Raw genomic sequence first — 21,521 nt, forward strand, 5'->3', positions numbered from 1 at the left:
CGATGCCGGTCGACGGTCGTCGTGCGCGCCTGGCCGCGGTCCGGGCACAGGGCACGCTGAACGGGTTCGAGGGCGTGGAGGCCGAGGACGACGGCCGGACGCTGCTGGTGCGCTGCCTGCACCCGGTCCCGGAGGGGCTGACCGTGGCGGTCACCGGCGGCGTGCGCCGGCCGGTCCGCGTCGAGTGGGCACGGCCGTCGGCGGAGCTCGGCCCGCGCATGCTCGTGGTCCGCACGGCCGCGGCCGGGGACTTCTCCGCGTACCAGCTGACGGTGACGGATCCGGTCCGGTTCGGCTTCGACCCGGTGCTGGCCCGGATCGGCGTCTCGTTCACGGAGGACCGCCCGGACGGGTTCGACCCGCGGCCGCCCGCCCCGGCGCCGGTCACCGCGCCGTGGACGCCGGCCGGCGACTACCTGGACCGCGACTACGCCGGGCTGCGGCAGCGGCTGCTGGACCGGATGGCGCTGCTGCTGCCCGGCTGGACCGACCGCAACCCGGCCGACGTGGGCGTGACGATCCTGGAGATCTTCGCCTACCTCGGCGACCAGCTGGCGTACGCGCAGGACGCGGTGGCCACCGAGGCCTACCTGGGCACGGCCCGCCGCCGGGTGTCGGTGCGCCGGCACGCACGGCTGCTCGGCCACCGCATGCACGAGGGCGCGGCCGCGCGCGTGTTCCTGACGTTCGGCGTGACCGCGGCCGCGGACGGGACGGTGCTGGACACCGGCACCGAGGCCGGGACCGGCGAGCCCGGCGGCGTCTTCCACACGCTGCACCCGGTCACCGCCCGGCACGCCCGCAACGCCATCGGGTTCCACGCCTGGGGCGACGAGTTCGCGGTCCTGGACGCGGGCGCGACCGAGGCGACGCTGGTCGGCGGGACCGGGCTCGGCCTGGCGGCCGGGGACGTGCTGATCCTGGAGGACACCCGCGACGCGGCGCTGCGGCACCCGGTCCGGCTGGCCGCGGACCCGGTGCCGGAGACGGACCCGCTCAGCGACACGGCACTGGTGCGGGTGCGGTGGCACGCCGGCGACGCGACCCCGTTCCCGCTGCGGCTGTGGCCGGGCGTGACGGTGGCGCGCGGCAACGTCGCGCTCGCCGAGCACGGCACGCTCGCCGGGCCGGAGCCGCTGGTCCCGGCGGTCGTGCCGGACCGGGGGCGGTACCGGCCGCGGCTGGCCGGGACCGGGCTGGCCCACGCGGTGCCGTACACGCACGGCGACGCGCTCACCCGGCCCGCGGCCGCGGCGCTCGACGTGCGCCCGCAGGACGCGGTCCCGGCCGTGGTCGCGCTCACCGACGGCACCACCCGGTGGACGGTCGTGCCCGACCTGGTCGGTGCCGGCCGGTTCACGCCGTGGTGCGTGGCCGAGACCGAGGACGACGGCCGGGCGTTGCTGCGCTTCGGCGACGGCGTGGACGGCCGCGCACCGTCGCCGGGCAGCGCGTTCACGGTCACGTACCGGACCGGTGGCGGCCCGGCCGGGAACGTCGGCCGGGACGCGCTGACCCGGCTGGCCGTCCCGATCGCCGGCGTCACGGTCCGCAACCCGCTCCCGGCCCGCGGCGGCGCCGCGCCGGAGCCGACCGCGCAGGCACGGCAGGTCGCGCCGGTCGCGCACCGCAGAGGCCCCCGCGCGGTCACCGACGCCGACCACGCGGACCTGGCCACCACCCATCCACGGGTACGCCGTGCCGTCGCCGCCCGCGTCTGGACCGGCTCCTGGTACACCGAGTCGGTCGTGGTCGACCCGGCCCGCGCCGACGACGCCACGCTGCGCGACCAGGTCGCGGCGCTGCTGGACCGGCACCGGATGGCCGGCGGCGACGTGCGCGTGTCCACCGCCGCCCGGGTGCCGCTGGACATCGTCCTGACCGTGCACGTGGCGCCCGGCCACCGTGGCCAGGACGTCAGGCGCGCGCTCGCGGACCGGTTCGGCGCGTACTTCCACCCGGACGAGCTCGGCTTCGGCCGGCCGATCCACCTGAGCGCGCTGATCGCGACCGCCATGTCCGTCACCGGCGTGGCCCGGGTCGACACCGGCGCCGGCCGTCTCCAGCGCTGGGGACGGCCCGCCGCGGGCGAGTGGGAGTCCGGCGTGCTGCGCGTCGGCGCGCGCGAGGTGCCGGTCTGTCTCAGCGACCCGAACCGGCCCGAGCACGGCCGGATCGACTTCCGGATGGTGGAGGGCGCATGAGGGCACGGGACGGCCACGCCGAGGTGCTGGCCCGGAGCCTGGCGGCGGCGCGGCGCGACCTCCCCGGGCTGGCCGTCGACGACCCGGGCGACCCGGCGACGGCGCTGCTGGACGCCTGGGCGACCGTCGCGGACGTGGCCGGCTTCTACCGGGCCACGATCGCGGCCGAGGGCGTGCTGCGCACCGCGACCGAACGGCGCTCGCTGCTGGAGCTGGGCCGGTCGGTCGGCTACGAGCTGTTCCCCGGCCTGTCCGCGTCGACGCTGCTGGCGTTCACCGTGGACTCCCCGGACGCGGTGCTCGTCCCGGCCGGGACCGCGGTGCAGAGCGTCCCCGGCCAGGACGAGTCACCGCAGACGTTCGAGACGAGCGACGACCTCATCGGGTACGCCGACCGCAACGCGATCCCGCTGCGACAGCACACCCCGCAGCGCCCCGGCCGCGGCACGACCCGGATCCGGCTGACCGGCCCGGCCCACGGGCTGCGGCCCGGCGACCCGGTGCTGGCCGTCGGCGACGGCGGCGCGCCCGAGACCCGGACGCTGCGCGAGGTGGCGTCGTCGGCCACGGAGACGCTGGTGACGCTGGACGCGTCGCTGTCCCGGCGCGCGGTGGCGCTGCACACGCTGCCGGTGCGGACCGCGGTCTTCGGCCACCACGCCCCCGACTGGCGGCTCATCCCGGACGCCGCCCGGTCCGCGTCCGGCGACGACGGCACCGGCGACTGGCCGGGCTTCCCGCTCGACGGGGACACGCTGGAACTGGACGGGAACCATCCGCAGATCGTGCCGGGCGGGTGGCTGCTGCTGCGCGGCCCGGACACGGAGGCACTGTTCACCGTCCTGGACGCCGCACCGGGCAACGCCGCCGGCTTCGGGCTCGCCGGGCCGGTCACCCGCGTCCGGCTGCAGGGCGCCACGGCCCTGTCCGGCTTCGACCGGCGCACCGCCGTCGTCCACGCCGGATCCGCGCCGCTCACGCTCGCCGACGAGCCGGTCACCGCGCCCACGGCCGGACCGGTCCTGCTGCTGGACCGCCCGGTCCGCCTGGACGCGGGCGCGCCCGTGCTGGTCACCGGCGGGGACGTGGCCGCCGCCGCGACCGTCGCCGAGGCGGTGCCGGCCGAGGGCGGCACGCTGCTCACGCTCACCGCACCGCTGCCCGAGCCGATCGACCCGGCCACGCTGGTCGTGCTCGGCAACGTCGTCGCCGCCACCCACGGCGAGACCGCCGCGGAGGTGCTCGGCAGCGGCGACGGGACGCCCGGCCAGCACTTCCGGCTGCGGCGCCCGCACCTGACCCAGCTCTCCGCGCCGGTGCCGGGCGGCGTGCGCGCGGCCCTGGAGGTCCGCGTCGGCGGCGCCGCCTGGCAGCCGCGGCCCTCGCTGGAGGAGCTCGGCCCGCACGAGCGCGGATACACGGTCCGGATCGGCGACGACGGCACCGCGACCGTGCTGTTCGGCGTCGGCGGGCACGGCGCCCGGCCGCCGTCCGGCACCGAGAACGTCGCCGCCCGCTACCGCACCGGCGTCGGGCCGGACGGCAACGTGCGCGCCGGAACACTGACGCTGCTGCCCCTGCGCCCGCTCGGCATCCGCGCGGTGACGAACCCGATGCCCGCCACCGGCGGCACCGCACCGGACACCGTCGCCGACGCCCGCCGGGCCGTGCCCCGCGCCACCCGCGCCCCGGACCGCGTGGTGTCGCTCGCCGACCACGAACTGTTCGCCCGCTCGTTCGCCGGGATCGCCAAGGCCGCCGCCACGGTGCTGCGGACCGGCACCGCGCCGTACGTGCACCTCACCGTGACCGGCCCCGGCGGCGACGACGTCCCGGCCGGCACGCTGGACGCGCTGCGCGACGCGCTGACCGCGGCCGGCCGGTCCGGGCCCCCGATGGTGCTGCGCAACGGCCGGCGGACCGTGGTCACGATCGGCGCCGGCGTGCTGATGGCGCCCGGCCACGACCTCACCCCGGTCGCCGCCACGATCGCCGCGGCCTACGGCTTCGACCGGCGCGAGTTCGGCACGCCGCTCACCGCGGCCGAGGTCACCGCGCTGATCCACACCGTGCCGGGCGTGGTGTCCGTGCGCCTCACCGCGCTGCACCCGGCCGGCGGGCCGCCCGCGGTCGCCCAGGTGCTCTCCGCCGCCCCGGCCCGCGCCCGGACGGCCGCGGAGCTGCTCGTCGTCGCGCCGGACGCGATCACCGTGACGGAGATGCCCGCATGACCGACCGGCCCGTGTACGACCTGCTCCCCGCCGTCCACCGCGCACGCGACGCAGAGCTCGGCCATCCGCTGCGCGCGCTGCTGGCCGTCGTCGAGGGCGAGCTGCTGCGGCTGCGCGAGGACATCGACACGCTCTACGACGACGCGTTCGTGGAGACGTGCGCGCCGGACATGCTGCCGTACCTGGGGGAACTGCTCGGCCTCGGCCCGGAGACCGTCACCGGGCGGCGGGCGCTGGTCGCGGACGCGCTCGCCCACCGGCGGGCCAAGGGCACCCCGGCCGCGCTCGCGGACGTGGCCCGCGCCGTCACCGGCAGCCCGGTACGCGCGGTCGAGTACTTCCGGCTGCTCGTCACCACCCAGCACCTGCGGCATCCCCGGCCCGCGAACGTGCGCACCCCGCGGCTGCGCGACCCCGGCCTGGCCGCCGCGATCGGCACCGCGTTCGACACCGTGCCCCGCACCGTGGACGTGCGGCACGCGGACAGCGGCCGCGGCCTGCACAACATCGGATCGGTCGGGCTGCACGTGTGGCGGCTGGAGGCGTACCCGGCGACCGGCTGGGACGCACGCGCCGTCGACCCGGACGCGGGCCGGTGGACGTTCGACCCGGCCGGCCGCGACCGCCCGCTTTTCATCCGGCCGCCCGGCATCGCCACCGGACGCACCGAGGCCGACGTCCCGCAGCGCCTGACCCGGCTCATGCTGCACCGCGCACTGACCCGGCCCGGTCCCGGCGGCCCGGAGCCGGCCGTCGAGGTCCGGCTCGGCGACCGGCCCGCCACGCTGGTCAGCGCGGACCTGAGCGGATGGGCCCGGCCCGCCGCCGGGCTCGTCGCGGTCGACCCGCACCTCGGCCGGTTCACCGTCCCGCCGGGCGAGACACCGGACCGGATCCGGGTCAGCTTCCACTACGGCGCCGCCGGCGACCTCGGCGCGGGCCCGTGGGACCGGCGGGCCACCCGCGCGGAGGCACTGGCCGCGGCCGGCACCCCGTGGACGGACGACCCGGACTGGACGGTCACCGTCCGCCGGAACGGGCCGGGCACCACACTCGCCGGCGCGCTCGACGCCTGGAACGCGCGGACCGGCCCCGGCACCGGCGTCATCGTCGTCGCGGACAGCGCCACCCACCCCGGGCCGCTGCCGGAGATCGTGCTGCCGCACGGCGCCCGGCTGCTGATCACGGCCGCGGACGGGCACCGCCCGCACCTGGCCACCGGCCTGCGGGTGAGCGCACCGGCCGGGAACGCCGCCGACGCGACCGCGCTGGTCCTGGACGGGCTCTCCGTCGAAGGGGACGTGCACGTCGCGGACGGCGACCTGGAACAGCTGGTGCTGTCCTCGTGCACGCTCGCCGCCGTCACCACCGGACCCAACCCCCGGCTGACCGCGCACCTGCTGCACTCGTCCGCCGGGACGGTGCGCCTCACCGACGTACCCTCCCTGGTTCTGCGGAAGACCGCGCTCTCGTCCGACCTGGACGCGGAACCGGCCGACGTGACCATGGACGAGTGCACGGTGCTGGGCCGCACGTCCGCGCGCACGCTCACCGTCTCCGGCAGCATCCTGCGCGGCCGCGCCGACGTCGTGTGGCGCCAGCAGGGATACCTGCGGTTCAGCTACGCGCCGCTGGACTCCCGGGTGCCCCGCCGGTACCGCTGCCAGCCCGCGGACGCGGCCTCGGCCCGCCGCATCGGACCCGCGTTCACCTCACTCGACCCGCGCGAGCCCGGCTACTGCCGGCTGACCGCGGGCTGCCCGGCCCCGATCGCGCGCGGCGCGGACGACGGCGGCGAGATGGGCGTCTTCCACGGCCGGCGGCACACCGGCGACCTGGCCGCCCACCTCGACGAGCACCTCCGGTTCGGACTGGAGGCGGGGATCCGGTATGCGGACTGAGCACGGCATGGAGGCAGGGCGATGAAAGGCGATTTCACCCGGCGCACGTTCCGCCGCGGGCACCACTACCGGGCGGTGCTGCTGCAGCAGGGCCGCGTCGCCGTGGACGCCGACTGGAACGAGCAGGCCGAGATCCAGCAGCACCTCGACGAGACCACCGCCCGGGACGTGATCGGCGCGCACGGGGCCGCGTCAGGCACCGCCGGGTTCGCGGTCAGCACCGGCCCGGACGGCCCGGTGCTGTCCGCCGGCCACTACTACGTCGACGGCGTGCTCTGCGAGAACGACGCGGACACCCCGGTGGGCGCGCAACCCGACCTGCCCGGCGTGGCCCTGCCCGCCGACGAGGGCCGGTACGTGCTCTACCTGGACGTGTTCCGGGAGCACCTGACCGCGCTGGAACGCCCGGCGCTGCGCGAGGTCGCGCTCGGCGGGCCGGACACCGCCACCCGCAGTCGTACCGTGTGGCAGGCCCGTTTTCTGAGGGTCGACGACCCGGGAATCCGGCCGGCCGACGTGGCCGCACCCTGGACCCCGCCCGGCGCCGAGGTGAGCGGCCGGCTGCGGGCCCGCGCCGAACCCGGCACCCCCGGCGACGGCCCGTCCCTGATCCCGCCCGCGGCCGGATACCGCCGCCTGGAGAACCAGCTCTACCGGGTCGAGATCCACGCCGGCGGTACGTTCCTGTGGTCGCGCGACAACGGCTCGGTCGCGGCCCGGCTGATCGACGTCGACGGCGACACGCTGCACCTCGACTCGCCGGGCCACGCCTTCTCCCGCGGCGACCTGGTCGAGATCACCGACCTGGGCCGCACCCGGCGCGGCGAACCCGGCCTGCTCACCGTGCTCGGCGAGGTCACCGGCACCGCGCTGCGGACGACGACTCCGGTGGCTTTCACGGCGTCCGAGGGTGCGATCGTGCGCCGCTGGGACTCGGCGGACGCGCTCCCGATCACCGACGGCTGGATCCCGATCGAGGACGGCGTCGAGGTCTCCTTCGACCCCGACGGGACCTACCGCACCGGCGACCACTGGCTGATCCCGGCCCGGACCGCCGCGCTCGACACCGCCGAATCCGACCTGACCGGCGACGTCGAATGGCCCCGCGACGACGACGGCACCCCCGCCTACCGGCCGCCCGACGGCGTGCACCACACCTACGCCGCGATCGCGCTCCTCGACCTGCGCGACGACATCTGGAACCCGGTCGGCGACTGCCGCGCGCTGTGGGCACCGCTGACCCTCGCCCGCCCGGACCCGCCGGCGCCGAAATGGCCGGCCGGCCTGCACCTGGAACGGGTACGCCTGGCCCGCACCGGCGACGACCTGCGCAACGACACCACCATCCGGCTGCACGACCTGCTCGGCGGCATCACGCTCACACTGGACGGCCCGATCGCCCCCGTCGGCGCCGCCGGGACCGCCGTCTGCACGATCACCCTCGACCTGCCGTTCCCGGACACCGGCATTCCGGTCGGGTCCCAGCCGCTGACCATCGCCGCCACGGTCAGCACGGACGGCCGGGACCTGCGATGGACGCCGTCGGCCGCGTTCGCCGCCTGGCTGCCCCGGACCGTCCTGGACGCGGCCAGACGCGGCCACGACACCCGCATGCTCGGCCGGCTGACCGTCATCGGGCGGGCCGTCCGGCACGCCGACCACCCCGCACGCGTGCTCAACGGGCTCGCACTGTCCCGCTTCCGCCCCTCCGACAACGGCACCGACCTGGTGCTGCCCACCGTCGACGACGTGCGCGGCGCCGACTTCACCATGTGGTTCTGGATCGACCTGCTCCAGGGCGCGCTGTTCGACGACAGCGCGTCCACCTTCGACTCATCACGTCTCTTCTGGTAAGGAGGTCGGGCCGTGCCGCTCGACAAGAAAATCGCGGAGAAGGCGTCCGGCGACCCGATCGCCTCCGCCGACTGGAACACGCTCGCCACCGAGACGATCCGTCTCGACACCGCCAAACTCAACACCACCGGGGGTACGGTCGCCGGCCTGCTCACCGCCGCCGCCGGCCTCGCCTCCCCGACGCTGCGCAGCGACTCCCTCGGCATCACGCTGCTCACCCCCGACAACGACGTCTGGAACCACAAGACCGACACGTCCGCCGGCCGCGCCGTGATCAGCCGGTCCGTCGAGTTCGCCGTCCCCACCACCGTCTTCCTGGTCGGCCACGGCCACGCCAGCACCGACGCCGGCACCAGCGCCGCGAAACGGGCCGTGCACGCCGACATCAGAATGGACGGCGCTCTTCTGAACCCGGTCCGCGAGAGCACGTGGGGCTCCATCTTCCTCAACCTCCCCACCGGCACCTGGGCCACCATGGTCACGCTCGCCTCGGCCAACGTCCCGAAGGGCAAGCACACGTTCGAGCTGTGGCTGCGCGCCATCGACTCCGCCGCCTCCGGCGCCGACAAGTACGCCGTCAGCCTCCACGGCCCCAGCCTGTGGCTGGCCCGCCTGGGCACGTTCTGATGCCCCCCATTTACCTCGACCACCTCGAGGTCCCCTGCACCCCCGCCGACCTCCACGCCATCCGCGCCGGCCGCACCGAGGTCCTGGAGCGCGTGGTGCTGGCCGCGCTGCGCGCCTTTTTTGCCCGCATCACGGAGGTGCCCGGTGCCACTGGACCGTAACGGGCGCGAACTCGTCGACGACACATTTGAAGATCCGAAGATCGAACCCAGGCAGAACAGGGGATCGACGCGATCCAAGCTGTCATTTTTTACGAACCTGTTCGGTACGAAGAAAACCCCTAAGCTCTCAGCTTTCCTTCCGGACGAAAAGGATTGGTGGCAGCTCTACATCAACCCCGAGGATCGGCCTCAAGACATGCAAGATCCGGGTATGGCATACGACGGAGGAAATTCGCCCGGGTATCAGCAGAGCATGATCGAGACTTATCGCAAGTACCTGAACACGTCGAAGAAACCGCGACTTACCAGTAAGGTATACGCCGAAATTCGCACCACTGCCGCCCAGCATCTCATGGTGGGCAAGGACAGTGTCATGGCGCCCGCTGATGGCAATTTCAGCCTCAGTACCCCGGCTACCGATGCGCAGGGCATCGAGCCGCAGGTGGCCGACGATCTCGCTGAGGAGACGCTGGCGGGCTATCGGGTCGTCGGGGACACTGTGGACGACGAGCCAGTGCGAGGTAGTAGCAATAACATCGTTACTCCGGTCCGCCGCAAGGATCAACCGCATCATGTCGACCTTTATCCGGCCTACGGCCGGGACTTCGGGAAGACCGATGAGGAGTACGAGGAGGCGCTGCCGGAGAATGTCGGTTTGGGAAATAAGTTTGTCGATGCCGCATTCGACCGATTCTACGGCGAAGTCAAAAAGGCGTCCGATGGTAGCAATCAGGCGCTGAGGGCCATCACCCGGCTCGTGCGTGCGCTGCACGTCATGCATACCTACGCGGACGGCAATGGTCGGACCAATATTCATACCATCCTTCCGATGCTCCTCCTTCAATACGGATTCACGCCGGTGGTGCCGGACAACATGAGCGAATTGTTCAGCGGCAGTTACACGGTAGATTTCATGGTGGAGGACGTGCTGGAAGCCATAAAGAAGGCGGATGCCCGGCAGAAGACATGATGATGCCTCATCGCCATGCGGCGGTTTCGGCCGCAGTCAGTGGGCGCTCCAACTTCGCGTATTCGGTTCTCGTCGCTGTCAGTACGTGGTCCATCCTCACCGGACCTCCGGCCTCGGCGGCCAGGAAGGCGGCGGCCAGCGCGATGCTGCGGATCGTCCCGCCCGGGATCGACAGGCGGGCCAGGGCGGCGAAGTCCACACCCTCGATCGGCGTCCGCGCCGGAAACGCCCGCCGCCAGATCTCCGCCCGCGCCGCCGCGTCCGGGAACGGGAAGTGCACCACGAACCGCAGCCGTCGCAGGAACGCCTGGTCCAGACTGTCCTTCAGATTCGTGGTCAGGATCGCCAGCCCCCGGTACGCCTCGATGCGTTGCAGCAGATAGCCGACCTCAAGATTCGCGTACCGATCGTGGCTGTCCCGGACCTCGCTCCGCTTGCCGAACAGCGCGTCCGCCTCGTCGAACAGCAGCACCCCGCCACCCGCCTCGGCCGCGTCGAAGATGCGGGACAGGTGCTTCTCGGTCTCGCCGATGTACTTGCTGACCGTCTGACTCAGGTCGACCCGGTACAGATCCAGCCGCAACGCCCCCGCGATCACCTCGGCCGCCAGCGTCTTCCCGGTCCCGCTCGGCCCGGCGAACAGCGCGGCCGTCCCCGCACCCCGCCCGCCGAACCCCCAGTCCTCCAGCACGGTCAGCCGGTGCCGCAGATGCCCGGCGATCTGCCGCAGCGTCTGCCGCTGCGTGTCCGGCAGCACCACGTCGTCCCAGTCCGCACGCGGCGCGATGCGCTGCAACAGCCCGTCCTGCGCGGGCCGGGCACGGGCGCGCGCCAGCTCCCACACCGCCTCCGGCGCCAGCGGCCCGCGCCGCGCGATCGCCTGCACGTCGTCGGCGCCGAGCGCGAACTGCCCGGCGATCCGATCCACCCACGGCCCCGGCAGCGCGGGCAGCGCGTCCTGCCACACCCGGCGCAACTCGGTCGCCGTGGCCTCGCCGACCGCGACCACCGACGCGCGCGGCCCGATCCCGGCGACCGGCTCCCGGGACAGCAGGATCACCGGCGCGTCCAGGCGGCGGGCCAGATCGAGCGCGGCCTGGCGGGCCCGGTCCGCGACCCCGTCGAGGTCGATGATCCAACCGGTGGACGCGAGCAGCGTCTCGCGCTCGCACAGCCGGGCGATCCGGTCCCGCGCGGCCGGATCCGCGGGCAGCGCACCGGCATTCAGCAGCACCGGACGCAGCCCCGCACGGGCGTGCGCGGCCGCCGCCACGTTCCGCAGATCGGCGACAGGCCGACCGAAGATCATCAGGGGGTACGCCGACGCAGCCGCCTCCTCGGCCGCCGCGCCCAGCGCGCCCGGCAGCACTCCCGCGTCCTCGATCGACTCGGTCAGCGGCGCGATCTCCGTGTCCAGGTAGTCGACGCCGAGCAGCGCGTGCAGCACCCGTTCCGCGATCCGCAGCGGGCTCGCCACCGGCGACGACGGCTGGTCGAGCGACACCAGCCCGAGGCGGCGCAGTGCCCCGGCCGGGCTGACCGCCGCCCAGTCCGGCTCCGGCAGCATGGCCAGGGCGAGCGCGAACGTCGCGTACCGCTGGCCGGGATCCTGTTGGGCCTTCGCGCACGCCTCCGCGAACGGCCCGTCCAGTTCCGCGCCCGCGCACAGCAGCAGCGTGTCGCGCTCGAAGCCGGTCAGGCCGAAGCGCTCCGCGATCCGCACCGGCGGCGGGGGCTCGTCCGCGTCCTTGGCGATCTCGTCCCGTACCGTCTCGGCCTCGGTGATCTCAAGATCTTTCGCGCCGGCGATCCGGAGGCGGAGCACGTCGAGCGCCGCCACCAGATACTCGCTCATCGGCGGACGGTCGACACGGTCAGGACCGGCTCGGTGACGTCGGCACACACGGCCGGCGCCAGGTCGCCCTCGATCAGCACCGCGGTCGCCTGATAGGCGAGCGACAGCCGGTACGGCCCGCTGGACACCATCGACCACAGCCGGGCCAGCTCCTCGACGGTCAGCGGCAGCATGCTCAGCCGGACCACGTCCAGCTGGTCGCCCAGGTCCGCATGCCCCTGCCAGGACTGCGCGTCGGCCCGGACCGCTTCCGCGGCCGTGGCCCGGATCGTCTCCCGGCTCAGCACCGGCTGCACCGCGAGCGCCGCGGTCGCGAGCCCGAGCAGCCGCTGCGGTTCCAGCGCCGCATCGTCGCCGGAGAACGTCAGCAGATACTGCAGGTCGACGGCCTGCGCCGGCCGGGCGATCGGGATCCCCGCGGAGTTGCGGGCGGGCAGCTCGACCGCCCAGGCAGCACCGTTCGGCAGCACCCGGAACAGGTACACGTTGATGCCCCGCGCGGCCCCGTCCGCCGTGGCGAGCGCGTCCGGACGCAGCGTGGTGACCGTGGCACTCTCCACCCCACCCGGCAGCCCCGCGGCGACCGCCTCACTGAGCAGCCCCCGGAGCGCCGCGGTGGTCATCGCGACCGCGAGATGGTTGCTCACACGGGCCGTCCGCGGCGGCTCAGATACTCGTCCAGCGACAGCGCCGGCCGGGGCCCGTCCACAGATCCAGAGCCGCCGGGGGTACGCCCGGGAGGCGCCTCCGGCTCGTCGACGCGCAGCTCCACGCGGCCGATGGTGATCGTGACATGCACGGGCGGCTCCTGAGGGTGCGCGCCGGACCGGACCGGAGCCGACGACGGTACGGCCCGCCGCAGCAGGCCGGCAAGGTCCGGCTCGCGCGCGGGCGGGGCGGGCCGGCCGGGGGCCGGGACGGCGGGGGAGTGCGGGGCTGTTCCCTGCAGGGCGAGGAACCGTGCGAGCGCGCCACCGCCGGTGAACCCGGAGGACCCGGGCGGTGACGACGACCGTTGCGCCGCGGCGTCGGCGGGGTCCGGCCGGGTGCCGGGGGCCGGTGCGCCGGCCGGGCCTGATCGGGCAGGCCGGGATTCGGGTGAGTCCGTACCGGTCCGGAAGCCACGGCCGTTGCCCGGCCGTGCCGAAGGGACGTCAGCACGGGCTGTTCCTGTGGCGTGGCCGTTTCCCCGGGCCGCGTCCGTGCCCGGAACAGCCGCCTCCTCGCGTGCGCGCGCCTCCTCGCGTGCGTGGGCGAGGGCCGCGTCGTGGCGTGCGTCCGCGTGGGACGCCTGTTCACGTACGTGCGCACGGTCTGCGTCGTCGCGCGCGCGTGTGGCGTCCGCGAGGGCTGCGTTCTCGCGTGTGCGGGCGAGAAACGCATCCTGGCGTGCGTCCGCGTGAGCCGTCTGCTCACGTACGCGTGCACGGCGTGCGTCGTCGCGGGCGCGTGCGGCGTCCGCAACGGCAGCGTCTTCGCGCGTGCGGGCGAGGGCTGTGTCGTGGTGCGCTTCCTGTTCACGTTCCTGCGCACGGCGTGCATCGTCGCGGGCGCGTGTGGCATCCGCAAGAGCTGCGTCTTCGCGTGTGCGGGCGAGAGCCGCATCGTGACGCGCTTCCGCACGGGCCGTCTGCTCATGTGCGTGCGCCCGGCTCGCATCCTCGCGGGCGCGGGCAAGAGCCGCCGCCCTGTCGGCGCGCGCACGGAGGGCATCTCCATCCGCGTGCGTCGGTGCCGGGTCCGCGTGCGCGTCTCCGCGCGCAGCCTTTCCACCAACGCGTGCCCGCGCCGCGCTTTCCCGACCTGCATCCGCCTCGGACCGCGCCTGTGCTGCGCGTTCGCGGGCTGCATCCGCCTCGGCGCGCGCCTGTGTTGCGTTTCCGCGTGCCGCATCCGCCTCGGACCGCGCCCGTGCCGCGCTGCCAGCGTCCGCAGTCAGCACCGGCTTGTCGCTGTGTCCCGGCGCGTCGTTGCTCCAGTGCGAGTCCTCGCGGAGTTCCGCTTCCCGCTGGCCGTCCTGAGCGCTGTGCTGTAGGGCACCGCCGCCCGCCCCCGGCACCGATGACCGCGATCGGCCGGAAGCCGGATCAGCCTCTACATCGGACCAAGGCGCCCCATCGAAGCCGGCCCCGGTCATCGTGAGGCCCATGCCGCCAAGCCCCGCGCCGCCGCGACTCCCGCCGGGACGCGCGCTGCCGACGTCCGCCGTCAAGACCGCCGCCAGGCCCAGTGTCCGGGCCGCCAGCAGTTCCAGGAAGCCGGTCATCGGTCCACCATGGACAGATAAGCCCCGCGCCGGGCCGGGCTGAGTGCCAGGATCTCCGCCTCGGGCCACCCGTAGGCCGAAGCCAGCGTGTGCACCTCCGCCAGCATCGCCGCGGCTTCGGCCTCGACGTGCCGCCACAGCATCGCGGCCACGTCCACCACCGCCGTCGTGGACGTGCCGCATGACGGGCAGCCCACCGCCACCGACACCACCGCGCCGGGGGAGGCGGTCTCCATCGCGGCCTCGACCTCGGCCGCGGCCTCGTCGGTCAGCGCGGTCCCGTCCGGGACCAGCGCGCCCAGCAGCACCCGCCGGCCGGTGGCCGCGTCGCCGCCGGCGTGTGCGACCAGCCGGAGGTCCGCGGTGGCCGGGAGCCGGAACGGCACGTCGCGGCCTCCGACCCGTATCCGCAGAGGCTGATTTTGATCTTGGGGTGGGGTGAAGGCCGCGAGCAGGTCGGGCCCGAGCGGGACGTCGAGCCGTTCACCGCAGGCAGTGCAGGTGGTCGAGGTCCACATCCGGTCGCCGGCGAGCCCGCGTAGCGCCGTTGCCAGGATCGCGTCGCGGGTGCCCAGTTCGACGCGGTCGGCCGAATCGAACGGGAGCCCGGTCAGGCCGGCCAGGAGCGTCACGGCGCGGTCGAGCGGCCCGGCGTGCAGGCCGCGCTCCCAGGCCGCGACGGTCCAGGCGGCCGCGGTCATCGGGCGAAGGTCGGCTCGGTCGGCTCCGGTACGTCGGCGTCGCGCTCCCAGCCCTCGTGCTCAAGCTTGAGGTGCTGGATGGCGACCGCGTTGGCGTTCGCGTCGAGTTCGGGGAGCGCCTGGTACTCGGACACCCAGCAGCGGTAGACCCGGTACGCGATGGCGAGCTGGCCGGACTCGTTGTAGACCTCGATGACGATGTCCTTGCGGAAGTCCCGCAGCGACGCCTCGGAGCCGAGCCCGGCGCCGTAGGACCAGACCTTGTTCGCCCAGGTCTCGAACTCGGTGTCGTGGGTGACGCCGCGTTCCAGGGTGATGGCCGCGTACTCGGTGCGGCCCGGGGACTTCCGGCTGGTGCTGGGGTCGCCGCCGTCGCGGTGGGTGACGACCTCGGTGGTACGGCTGAGCGCGCCGACCTTGCTGACGCCGGCCACGTAGCGGCCGTCCCACCGGACCCGGAACTTGAAGTTCTTGTACGGGTCGAACCGCTGCGCGTTGACGCTGAACTGGGCCATGTCGCCTGCTCCTAGGCCTGTGCGAGTTGCTGGATCTGAAGGACCACGAACTCGGCGGGCCGGACCGGTGCGAAGCCGACGTGGATGTTGACCCGGCCGGCGCCGACGTCGGTGGCGGTGGTGGTCTCCCGGTCGCACTTGACGAAGTACGCGTCCCGGGCGGCGCTGCCCTGGAACGCGCCCTGCCGGAAGAGGTCGTGCATGAACGCGCCGAGGTTCAGCCGGATCTGCGCCCACAGCGGCTCGTCGTTCGGCTCGAAGACGACCCAGCGCGTGCCCCGGAACAGGCTCTCCTCGATGTGCAGGGCGAGCCGGCGGACGGGCAGGTACTTGTACTCGTCGCCGAGCTGGTCGGCGCCGCGCAGCGTGCGGGCGCCCCAGACCACGGTCCCGTTGCCGGGGAACGTGCGCAGGCAGTTGATGCCGAGCGGGTTCAGCAGCCCGGTCTCCGCGTCGGTGAGCCCGGTCTGGAGCCCGGCGATGCCGGTGAGCGTGGCGTCGAGCCCGGCCGGGGCCTTCCACACGCCGCGGGTGGCGTCGGTGCGGGCGATGACGCCGGCGACCGAGGCGGCCGCGGGCGCGACGCCGACCCGTCCGCCGGCGGTCGGATCGGCCTGCAGCAGCCGGGGGTAGAAGAGCGCGGCGTTGCGCGCGTCCGGCCCGGTCAGGCCGAGGTCACGCAGCGCGGTGGCGGCGGTCGCCGCGGTCAGCGCCGCCGGCGGGTCGACCAGCAGCACGGCACGGCGTTGCGCGCAGTAGCTCAGCGCGGCCTGGTAGACCGCGGCGGGCGTGTCGCCTCCGGCGGTGGGCGGCGGTACGACCAGCAGGTTGAAGTGGTCGGCCCCGTCCAGCGCGTACAGCCCGCGGTGGGTCGCCTGGAGCGCCGGCGCCACGTAGTCGTCCGCGGTGAGGTCGCGCCCGTCGCCGCCGCGGTCGCCCGCCTCGACGGTGTAGGTGGTGCCGTCGGCGGGCCGCGCGGCCGGCACGGTGGTGGCCCGGACCAGCGTCGACTCGGCCTCCAGCACCCGGTCGACCCGGCGGGTGCTCTCGCCCGCGGTGACGTTGCGGATGGTCTCGCGCGCGCCGGAGCTCTCGTCCGTGACGACGAGGTTGAACAGGTCGGCGGGCGCGGCCCCGAGCGCGGTGGCCACGTCGGTCAGGTCGGTGGTGGTGTCGTGGGTGACGACCGCGGTGATCCGGTCCGCCCAGGAGCCGGGCTCGACGGCGGTGAGCACGAGGTCGGCCTTGCGGGTCGTGGTCTCGCCCTTCGCCGCGGCGGTGCGGAGCACGGTGGCCGTGGGCGCGCCGCGGCCGTCGGGCGAGACCCGCACGACGACGGCCTGGCCGCCGCCGTTGGCGAAGAAGTCGCGGACCGCGTGGCCGACCGTGCTGCCGGACCACAGCCCGCCGAAGACGCGCTGGTAGTCGGCGAAGCCGGTGACGGTGACGGCACGGTCGACGGGGCCGCGCCTGGTGCGGCCCACGAAGGCGGTCACCGAGGTGGCGACGCCGGTGATGGTCCGTACGCCGGAGGGGACCTCCGTGACGTACACACCCGGATACGAGGTGACGGTGGACATCGAGCTCCCATCGCAGCGATCGCCGCCGACCGTAGGAGGCGGCCGTCACCCGTGCGTCAACGGCGCGTCACAGACCGTTCGGTGGATGTCGCGCGGGCCGCCGAGCTGCATAGTGGACGATCGAGAAATCGATAGACCGAACGCCGACAGATCGAGGTCTCGTGTTCTCGGTCGTGACCGTGCATAGTTTCCCGCCGGGAGGTTCGTACACAGTGGACGGTCTGCGGTTGCGCCTGCTCGACGAGTTCGCCCTCGAGGCCGAGGGACGCCAGATTCAGTTGCCCGCCGGGGCCCAGCGCCTGCTCGCGTATCTCGCGCTGCACGGCGCCACCCAGCGGATGACCGTGGCCGGTGCGCTGTGGCCGGACACGGTGGAGGAGAAGGCCGGCGCGAGCCTGCGGACCGCCATCTGGCGGGTCAACAAGGCCGTGCCCGGCCTGGTCGTGGTCGACCAGTGGCGACTGACGCTGTCCCGCACGCTGGAGGTGGACGTGGACCGGTTCGTGCGCGACGCGGACGCCCGGTTCCGCCCGTCGCCCGCGCCGCGGCCCGCGCTACCCGCCGACCGGGTGCACGAACTGCTGCCCGGCTGGGCCGAGGAGTGGGTGGTCTTCGAGCGCGAGCGCCTCCGCCAGCTCAGCCTGCACGTGCTGGAGGACGCCGCGGCCGAGTCGTGCCGCGCGGGCAGGTACGCGTTCGCGCTGAACCTCGCCATGCTCGCGCTGCGCGGCGACCCGCTGCGCGAGAGCGCCCGACGCCTGGTCATGGAGGTCCACCTGGCCGAGGGCAACGTCGGCGAGGCGGTCCGCGAGTACCACCGCTTCCACCACCTGATGCTCGACCAGCTCGGCATCGCCCCGTCCCCGGCCCTGGGCCGCCTGATCGGCGCCGCCCGCGCCGGATAGCCCGTCAGGGCAGGACCGGGATGGTGCTGATGTCGTACGGCCGCCAGACGCGCTGCGGGTCGTAGTAGCTGACCTCGCGGTGCAGGCCGAGGCCGGTCATCAGCGGGCTCTCCGCGCCCGGCTGCACGCCCGCGTCCGCCCAGTAGACGACGCCCGCCACCACGTAGTCCGTGTCGTTGTCGCGGGCGATCAGGAACATCACCTGCTCGCTGCGCCAGCGCCGGGACAGACGCTCCTCCTCGCGGCGCCGCACCTCGTCCGGTGCCTGGCGGATCAGCAGCCCGTCGTAGCCGTCGGAGAGCGAGATCCGGGACACGTCCTTGAACAGCACGTCGATGACCCGGCGCGGATATTCCTCCGGGTCGCCGACCACCGCGCGCAGCAGCAGCTGGCTGTGCCCGGTCTCGATCGCCCACGGCCTGACGTGCCCGGGAAGCGTCACCGGCAGCGGGTGGAAGGTGCTCACGGCCCCATGCTGGCACGCGCGGATGTCGGACCCCGTGGCTAGGGTGGCGCGGTCGACAGGAGTGAGGTCAGATGAGCATCGACTCTGTCCGGGCGGGGCTGTACCGGCGGCGGGGCGGCTGGTTCCCCGGGCCGGCGCGCGGCCCCGAGCCGGACCTCGCGCTGCTGCGCGACCGGGCCGAGGAGGCGCGCCCGGCGCTCACCGATCCGGGGACGCACGAGGAGCTGCGCGCCGTCGGGCTGGCCGCGCTCGCCGATCCGGGCTCCGCGACACCGTGGCAGACGGCCGTGCTGCTCGCGGCCCTGCTGAGCGCGCCGGAGTGGGACCGGCCGGCCGACGAGCAGGTCGCGGCGGTGGTGGCGGGCACGGCCGCGCGCGGCGTGCCGTTCCTGGCCGAGACCACCGTGCTGCTGGCCGGCATCAACGCGGGCATCAGCGCCGGCCTCGACGCGGGTGCCGAGCGGCGGATCGCGGACCCGCACGGGCAGTGGCGGCGCACCGCGCCGGAGGGCATCGTCCGGTTCGCGGCCGAGGTGCGCGATCGGCTGGCGGGCGCGACCGACGCGGACTACGCGGCGGCGGAGACCGCGGCCGCCCGGCACCGCGACGACGGCCCGCCGATGCTGCGGCTGATCACGTCGCTGCTGTTCCCGGCCCGGCAGGACTGGGTGGAGCAGGACGTGGCCGATGTGGAGCGCATGCCGTACCGTCGCGTGCTGTTCTACTCGGTCGGCACCCCCGCCGCGCTGGAGCGGCTCGCGGACGCGGCCGGCCTCGACGTCACCGCGCTCCCCACCCTGGTCGAGGGGGTCGGGGCGGGCGCGCTGCCGACGCTGCTGGCCTGGTACGACAAGGAACGCGCCGACCAGCAGCAGTGGATGTTCTACGACGCGACCCGGGGCGCCGAGGTGCGCGGCCGGCTGGCCGAGGCGATCGCACTGCTCCCGTCGGACGCCGCGCTCGAGGCGCTGCTGGCCCGCGCCGGCGACCCGGTGGTGGTGCCCGCGCTCCGCGACGCGGCCGTGGGCTTCCCGGACCGCGCGCTGCGCCTGCTCACACCGACCGCGTCGTGGATGGCGGCCGACCTGCTCCGGATCGTCGCCGCCCGGCACCCGCAGCCGGCCACCGCCGCGCTGCCCGCGTTGCCCCCGGCGGCCGCGGACGTGGTCCGCGCGATGCTCGCCCCCGAGGCACCGGCCGACCGGCTGCACCCGGTGCTGGTCGACCCGCCCTGGCACGGCAGGCGCGCGGCGACCACCCCGTCGGTGATCAAGGGCCTGAGCACGGCCGTGCCCGCGGAGGCGCGCTGGCGGCCCGGCGAGCGGGAACGGTTCGCCGAGACCGCCCGCCGGGCGACCACTCTCGACCCGGAGGAGCTGGCCGCGCGGGTGCGGGCCGGCCGGATCGGCCACGGCGAGGACCTGGACCTGCTGATGACCGGCCCGCCGCACCTGGCGCTGCCGGTGCTGGCCGACTGGGACCCGCACTGGTGGCGCCCGGAGGACTGGCTGCCCCCGATCGTCGCCCGCTGGGGTGAGGCCGCGATCCCGGCGGCGCTGCGGGTGACGCGCGGCTACGCGCCTGCGGTGCCGGTGTTGATGCCGCTGGTCAGCGCGGAGATCGCGACGCTGATGGCCGGCTGGTTCACCCGCACGAAGTCGCTGCGCGGCACGGCCCGCGCCTGGCTGCTGCGCCACCCGGACGCGGCGGCCCTGGCGCTGGTCCCGGCCGCGGTCGGCGAGCCCGGACCGGCCCGGCGGGAGGCGGAGACCGCGCTGCGGCTGCTGGACCGCGACGTCGTGCGCGCGGCCGCCGACGGTTACGGCCCGAAGGCCGTGGCCGCGATCGAGTCGCTGCTCGACACCGACCCGCTGACCGTGCTGCCCGCCCGGATCCCGTCCGTGACCTGGGCCGACCCGGAGACGCTGCCCCGGATCAGACTCCGTGAAGGCGACAGCGACGGCGGCGGCGTGCTCCCTGCCGTCTCGGCGCGGCACCTGGTGACGATGCTGGCGATCTCCACCCCGGCCGACGCCTACCCGGGCCTGCCGATCGCCGCCGGCCTGCTCGACCCCGGCGATCTGGCCGAGTTCGGCTGGGCGCTGTTCCGGCGCTGGCAGGCCGACGGCGTACCCCCGGGAAAGAACTGGGCGCTGACCGCGCTCGGCCACGTCGGCGACGACGAGACGGTGCGCCGGCTCGCTCCGGTCATCCGGGCCTGGCCGGGCGAGGGCGGCCACAGCCGGGCGGTCACCGGGCTGGACGTGCTTGCCACGATCGGCTCCGACGTGGCGCTGATGCACCTGCACGGCATCGCGCAGAAGGTGAAGTACAAAGGGTTGCGCGACCGGGCCGGGACAAAGCTGGCCGAGGTCGCCGACGCGAAGGGCCTCACCCCGCAGCAGCTGGCCGACCGCCTGGTCCCGAGCCTGGGGCTGGCCGCGGACGGCTCGCTGCGGCTGGACCGGTTCACGGTCGGCTTCGACGAGCTGCTCCGGCCGTACGTGACGGACGAGGCCGGCAAGCGGCGCAAGACGCTCCCGAAGGGCGAGGCCGCGACCCGGTTCGCCGCGCTGCGGAAGGACGTGCGGGTGCTCGCCGCCGACCAGTTGCGCCGCCTGGAGCAGGCGATGGTCGACGGGCGCCGCTGGTCCGGCGAGGAGTTCCGGCTGTTCCTGGCCGGGCATCCGCTGCTCGGCCACCTGGTCCGGCGCCTGGTCTGGGGCGTCGCGGCCGACGACCGGGTGACGACGTTCCGGGTCGCGGAGGACCGCAGCTACGCGACCGCCGCCGAGGAGACGCTGACCGTGGCCGACGACGCGGTGATCGTGCTGCCGCACCCGGCCGGGACCCCGCTGGACGCCTGGTCCGAGGTGTTCGCCGACTACGAGATCATCCAGCCGTTCCCGCAGCTCGGCCGGGAGGTGTTCCGGCCCTCCGAGGCGGACTGGGACGCGTGCGACGGCGTGGTCGTGCCGACCGGGCGGGTGCTCGGGCTGGAGCGGCGCGGCTGGCGGCGCGAGGACCCGATGGACGGCGGCGTGCAGACCGGCCTGGACCGGCCCGCCGGCGACCGGTGGACCGCGCATCTGCTGTGCGATCCCGGTTTCGTCATCGGCGACCCGGCCCAGGACGAGGAGCAGAAGTTGTGCGGCGTGTGGCTGTCCGCGCGGCCCGGCGAGACGCCGGTGCCGTTCGACCGGATCGACCCGGTCACCGCGTCCGAGCTGTTCCGCGACCTGCGCGAACTGATCGCGTGACGGGCGGGCCGGCGCCACCACGGAG

17 protein-coding genes are annotated in these 21,521 nt (G+C 74.7%); 10 read left to right on the forward strand and 7 right to left on the reverse strand.

What is annotated here, in order from left to right:
- Positions 1-2 precede the first annotated feature (2 nt).
- The 7 genes from OP04_RS18510 to OP04_RS18535 are packed head-to-tail and all read left to right on the forward strand — an operon-like array spanning position 3 to position 9,948.
- Entirely contained in the window at positions 3-2,204 is a 2,202-nt protein-coding gene (locus OP04_RS18510; protein WP_051798273.1) for a baseplate J/gp47 family protein, read from the forward strand.
- Entirely contained in the window at positions 2,201-4,435 is a 2,235-nt protein-coding gene (locus tag OP04_RS18515) for a putative baseplate assembly protein (protein WP_051798275.1), read from the forward strand. The genes OP04_RS18510 and OP04_RS18515 overlap by 4 nt, the downstream gene beginning before the upstream one ends.
- A complete protein-coding gene (locus OP04_RS18520) occupies positions 4,432-6,336 on the forward strand; it encodes a phage tail protein (RefSeq protein WP_033340962.1) in 1,905 nt (634 codons plus the stop codon). The genes OP04_RS18515 and OP04_RS18520 overlap by 4 nt, the downstream gene beginning before the upstream one ends.
- Before the next feature lie 21 nt (positions 6,337-6,357).
- Positions 6,358-8,190 carry a DUF6519 domain-containing protein gene (locus tag OP04_RS18525; RefSeq protein ID WP_051798277.1) on the forward strand — a complete coding sequence of 611 codons (1,833 nt, stop codon included), beginning with the start codon at positions 6,358-6,360 and terminating at the stop codon, positions 8,188-8,190.
- A 12-nt stretch (positions 8,191-8,202) separates the two neighbouring features.
- Positions 8,203-8,817, forward strand: a complete 615-nt coding sequence (locus OP04_RS18530; RefSeq protein ID WP_033340963.1) for a hypothetical protein — start codon at positions 8,203-8,205, stop codon at positions 8,815-8,817.
- Positions 8,817-8,978, forward strand: a complete 162-nt coding sequence (locus OP04_RS53435) for a hypothetical protein (protein WP_157239997.1) — start codon at positions 8,817-8,819, stop codon at positions 8,976-8,978. Before OP04_RS18530 ends, OP04_RS53435 begins: the two co-directional genes overlap by 1 nt.
- The gene (locus OP04_RS18535) at positions 8,962-9,948 is read left to right on the forward strand and encodes a hypothetical protein (protein ID WP_157239999.1); all 987 of its coding nucleotides are present in this window, start codon (positions 8,962-8,964) and stop codon (positions 9,946-9,948) included. The genes OP04_RS53435 and OP04_RS18535 overlap by 17 nt, the downstream gene beginning before the upstream one ends.
- 7 nt (positions 9,949-9,955) lie before the next feature.
- Here OP04_RS18535 and OP04_RS18540 read toward each other — a convergent pair whose 3' ends face one another.
- From OP04_RS18540 to OP04_RS53440, 3 genes are read right to left on the reverse strand one after another with little or no spacing between them, the layout of a single operon-like run.
- Positions 9,956-11,803, reverse strand: a complete 1,848-nt coding sequence (locus OP04_RS18540; protein WP_033340965.1) for an ATP-binding protein — start codon at positions 11,801-11,803, stop codon at positions 9,956-9,958.
- Complete coding sequence (locus OP04_RS18545; protein ID WP_051798279.1) at positions 11,800-12,450, reverse strand: DUF4255 domain-containing protein; 651 nt, start codon at positions 12,448-12,450, stop codon at positions 11,800-11,802. The genes OP04_RS18540 and OP04_RS18545 overlap by 4 nt, the downstream gene beginning before the upstream one ends.
- Complete coding sequence (locus OP04_RS53440) at positions 12,447-12,602, reverse strand: hypothetical protein (RefSeq protein WP_157240002.1); 156 nt, start codon at positions 12,600-12,602, stop codon at positions 12,447-12,449. Before OP04_RS53440 ends, OP04_RS18545 begins: the two co-directional genes overlap by 4 nt.
- A 483-nt stretch (positions 12,603-13,085) precedes the next feature.
- Here OP04_RS53440 and OP04_RS18550 point away from each other — a divergent pair, with 483 nt between their 5' ends.
- Positions 13,086-13,838: a hypothetical protein gene (locus tag OP04_RS18550; RefSeq protein ID WP_157240004.1), complete on the forward strand. Its 753-nt coding sequence runs from the start codon at positions 13,086-13,088 to the stop codon at positions 13,836-13,838.
- A gap of 227 nt (positions 13,839-14,065) precedes the next feature.
- Here OP04_RS18550 and OP04_RS18555 read toward each other — a convergent pair whose 3' ends face one another.
- The 3 genes from OP04_RS18555 to OP04_RS18565 are packed head-to-tail and all read right to left on the reverse strand — an operon-like array spanning position 14,066 to position 16,865.
- Entirely contained in the window at positions 14,066-14,770 is a 705-nt protein-coding gene (locus OP04_RS18555) for a hypothetical protein (protein ID WP_033340967.1), read from the reverse strand.
- On the reverse strand, positions 14,767-15,285 hold the full coding sequence (locus OP04_RS18560; protein ID WP_033340968.1) for a phage tail protein: 519 nt from the start codon (positions 15,283-15,285) through the stop codon (positions 14,767-14,769). Before OP04_RS18560 ends, OP04_RS18555 begins: the two co-directional genes overlap by 4 nt.
- Positions 15,286-15,296: 11 nt before the next feature.
- The gene (locus OP04_RS18565; RefSeq protein WP_033340969.1) at positions 15,297-16,865 is read right to left on the reverse strand and encodes a phage tail sheath family protein; all 1,569 of its coding nucleotides are present in this window, start codon (positions 16,863-16,865) and stop codon (positions 15,297-15,299) included.
- Positions 16,866-17,077: 212 nt separating this feature from the next.
- Here OP04_RS18565 and OP04_RS18570 point away from each other — a divergent pair, with 212 nt between their 5' ends.
- On the forward strand, positions 17,078-17,770 hold the full coding sequence (locus OP04_RS18570; protein ID WP_033340970.1) for an AfsR/SARP family transcriptional regulator: 693 nt from the start codon (positions 17,078-17,080) through the stop codon (positions 17,768-17,770).
- A gap of 4 nt (positions 17,771-17,774) precedes the next feature.
- Here the strand turns inward: OP04_RS18570 and OP04_RS18575 are convergent, their stop codons facing one another.
- Positions 17,775-18,236, reverse strand: a complete 462-nt coding sequence (locus OP04_RS18575; protein ID WP_033340971.1) for a hypothetical protein — start codon at positions 18,234-18,236, stop codon at positions 17,775-17,777.
- A gap of 71 nt (positions 18,237-18,307) precedes the next feature.
- Between OP04_RS18575 and OP04_RS18580 the strand changes: the two genes are divergently transcribed.
- On the forward strand, positions 18,308-21,496 hold the full coding sequence (locus tag OP04_RS18580) for a DUF4132 domain-containing protein (RefSeq protein WP_051798281.1): 3,189 nt from the start codon (positions 18,308-18,310) through the stop codon (positions 21,494-21,496).
- The last annotated feature ends 25 nt before the right edge of the window (positions 21,497-21,521 follow it).

It is taken from the genome of Catenuloplanes japonicus (assembly GCF_000717135.1).
In the GTDB taxonomy this organism is placed as follows: domain Bacteria; phylum Actinomycetota; class Actinomycetes; order Mycobacteriales; family Micromonosporaceae; genus Catenuloplanes; species Catenuloplanes japonicus.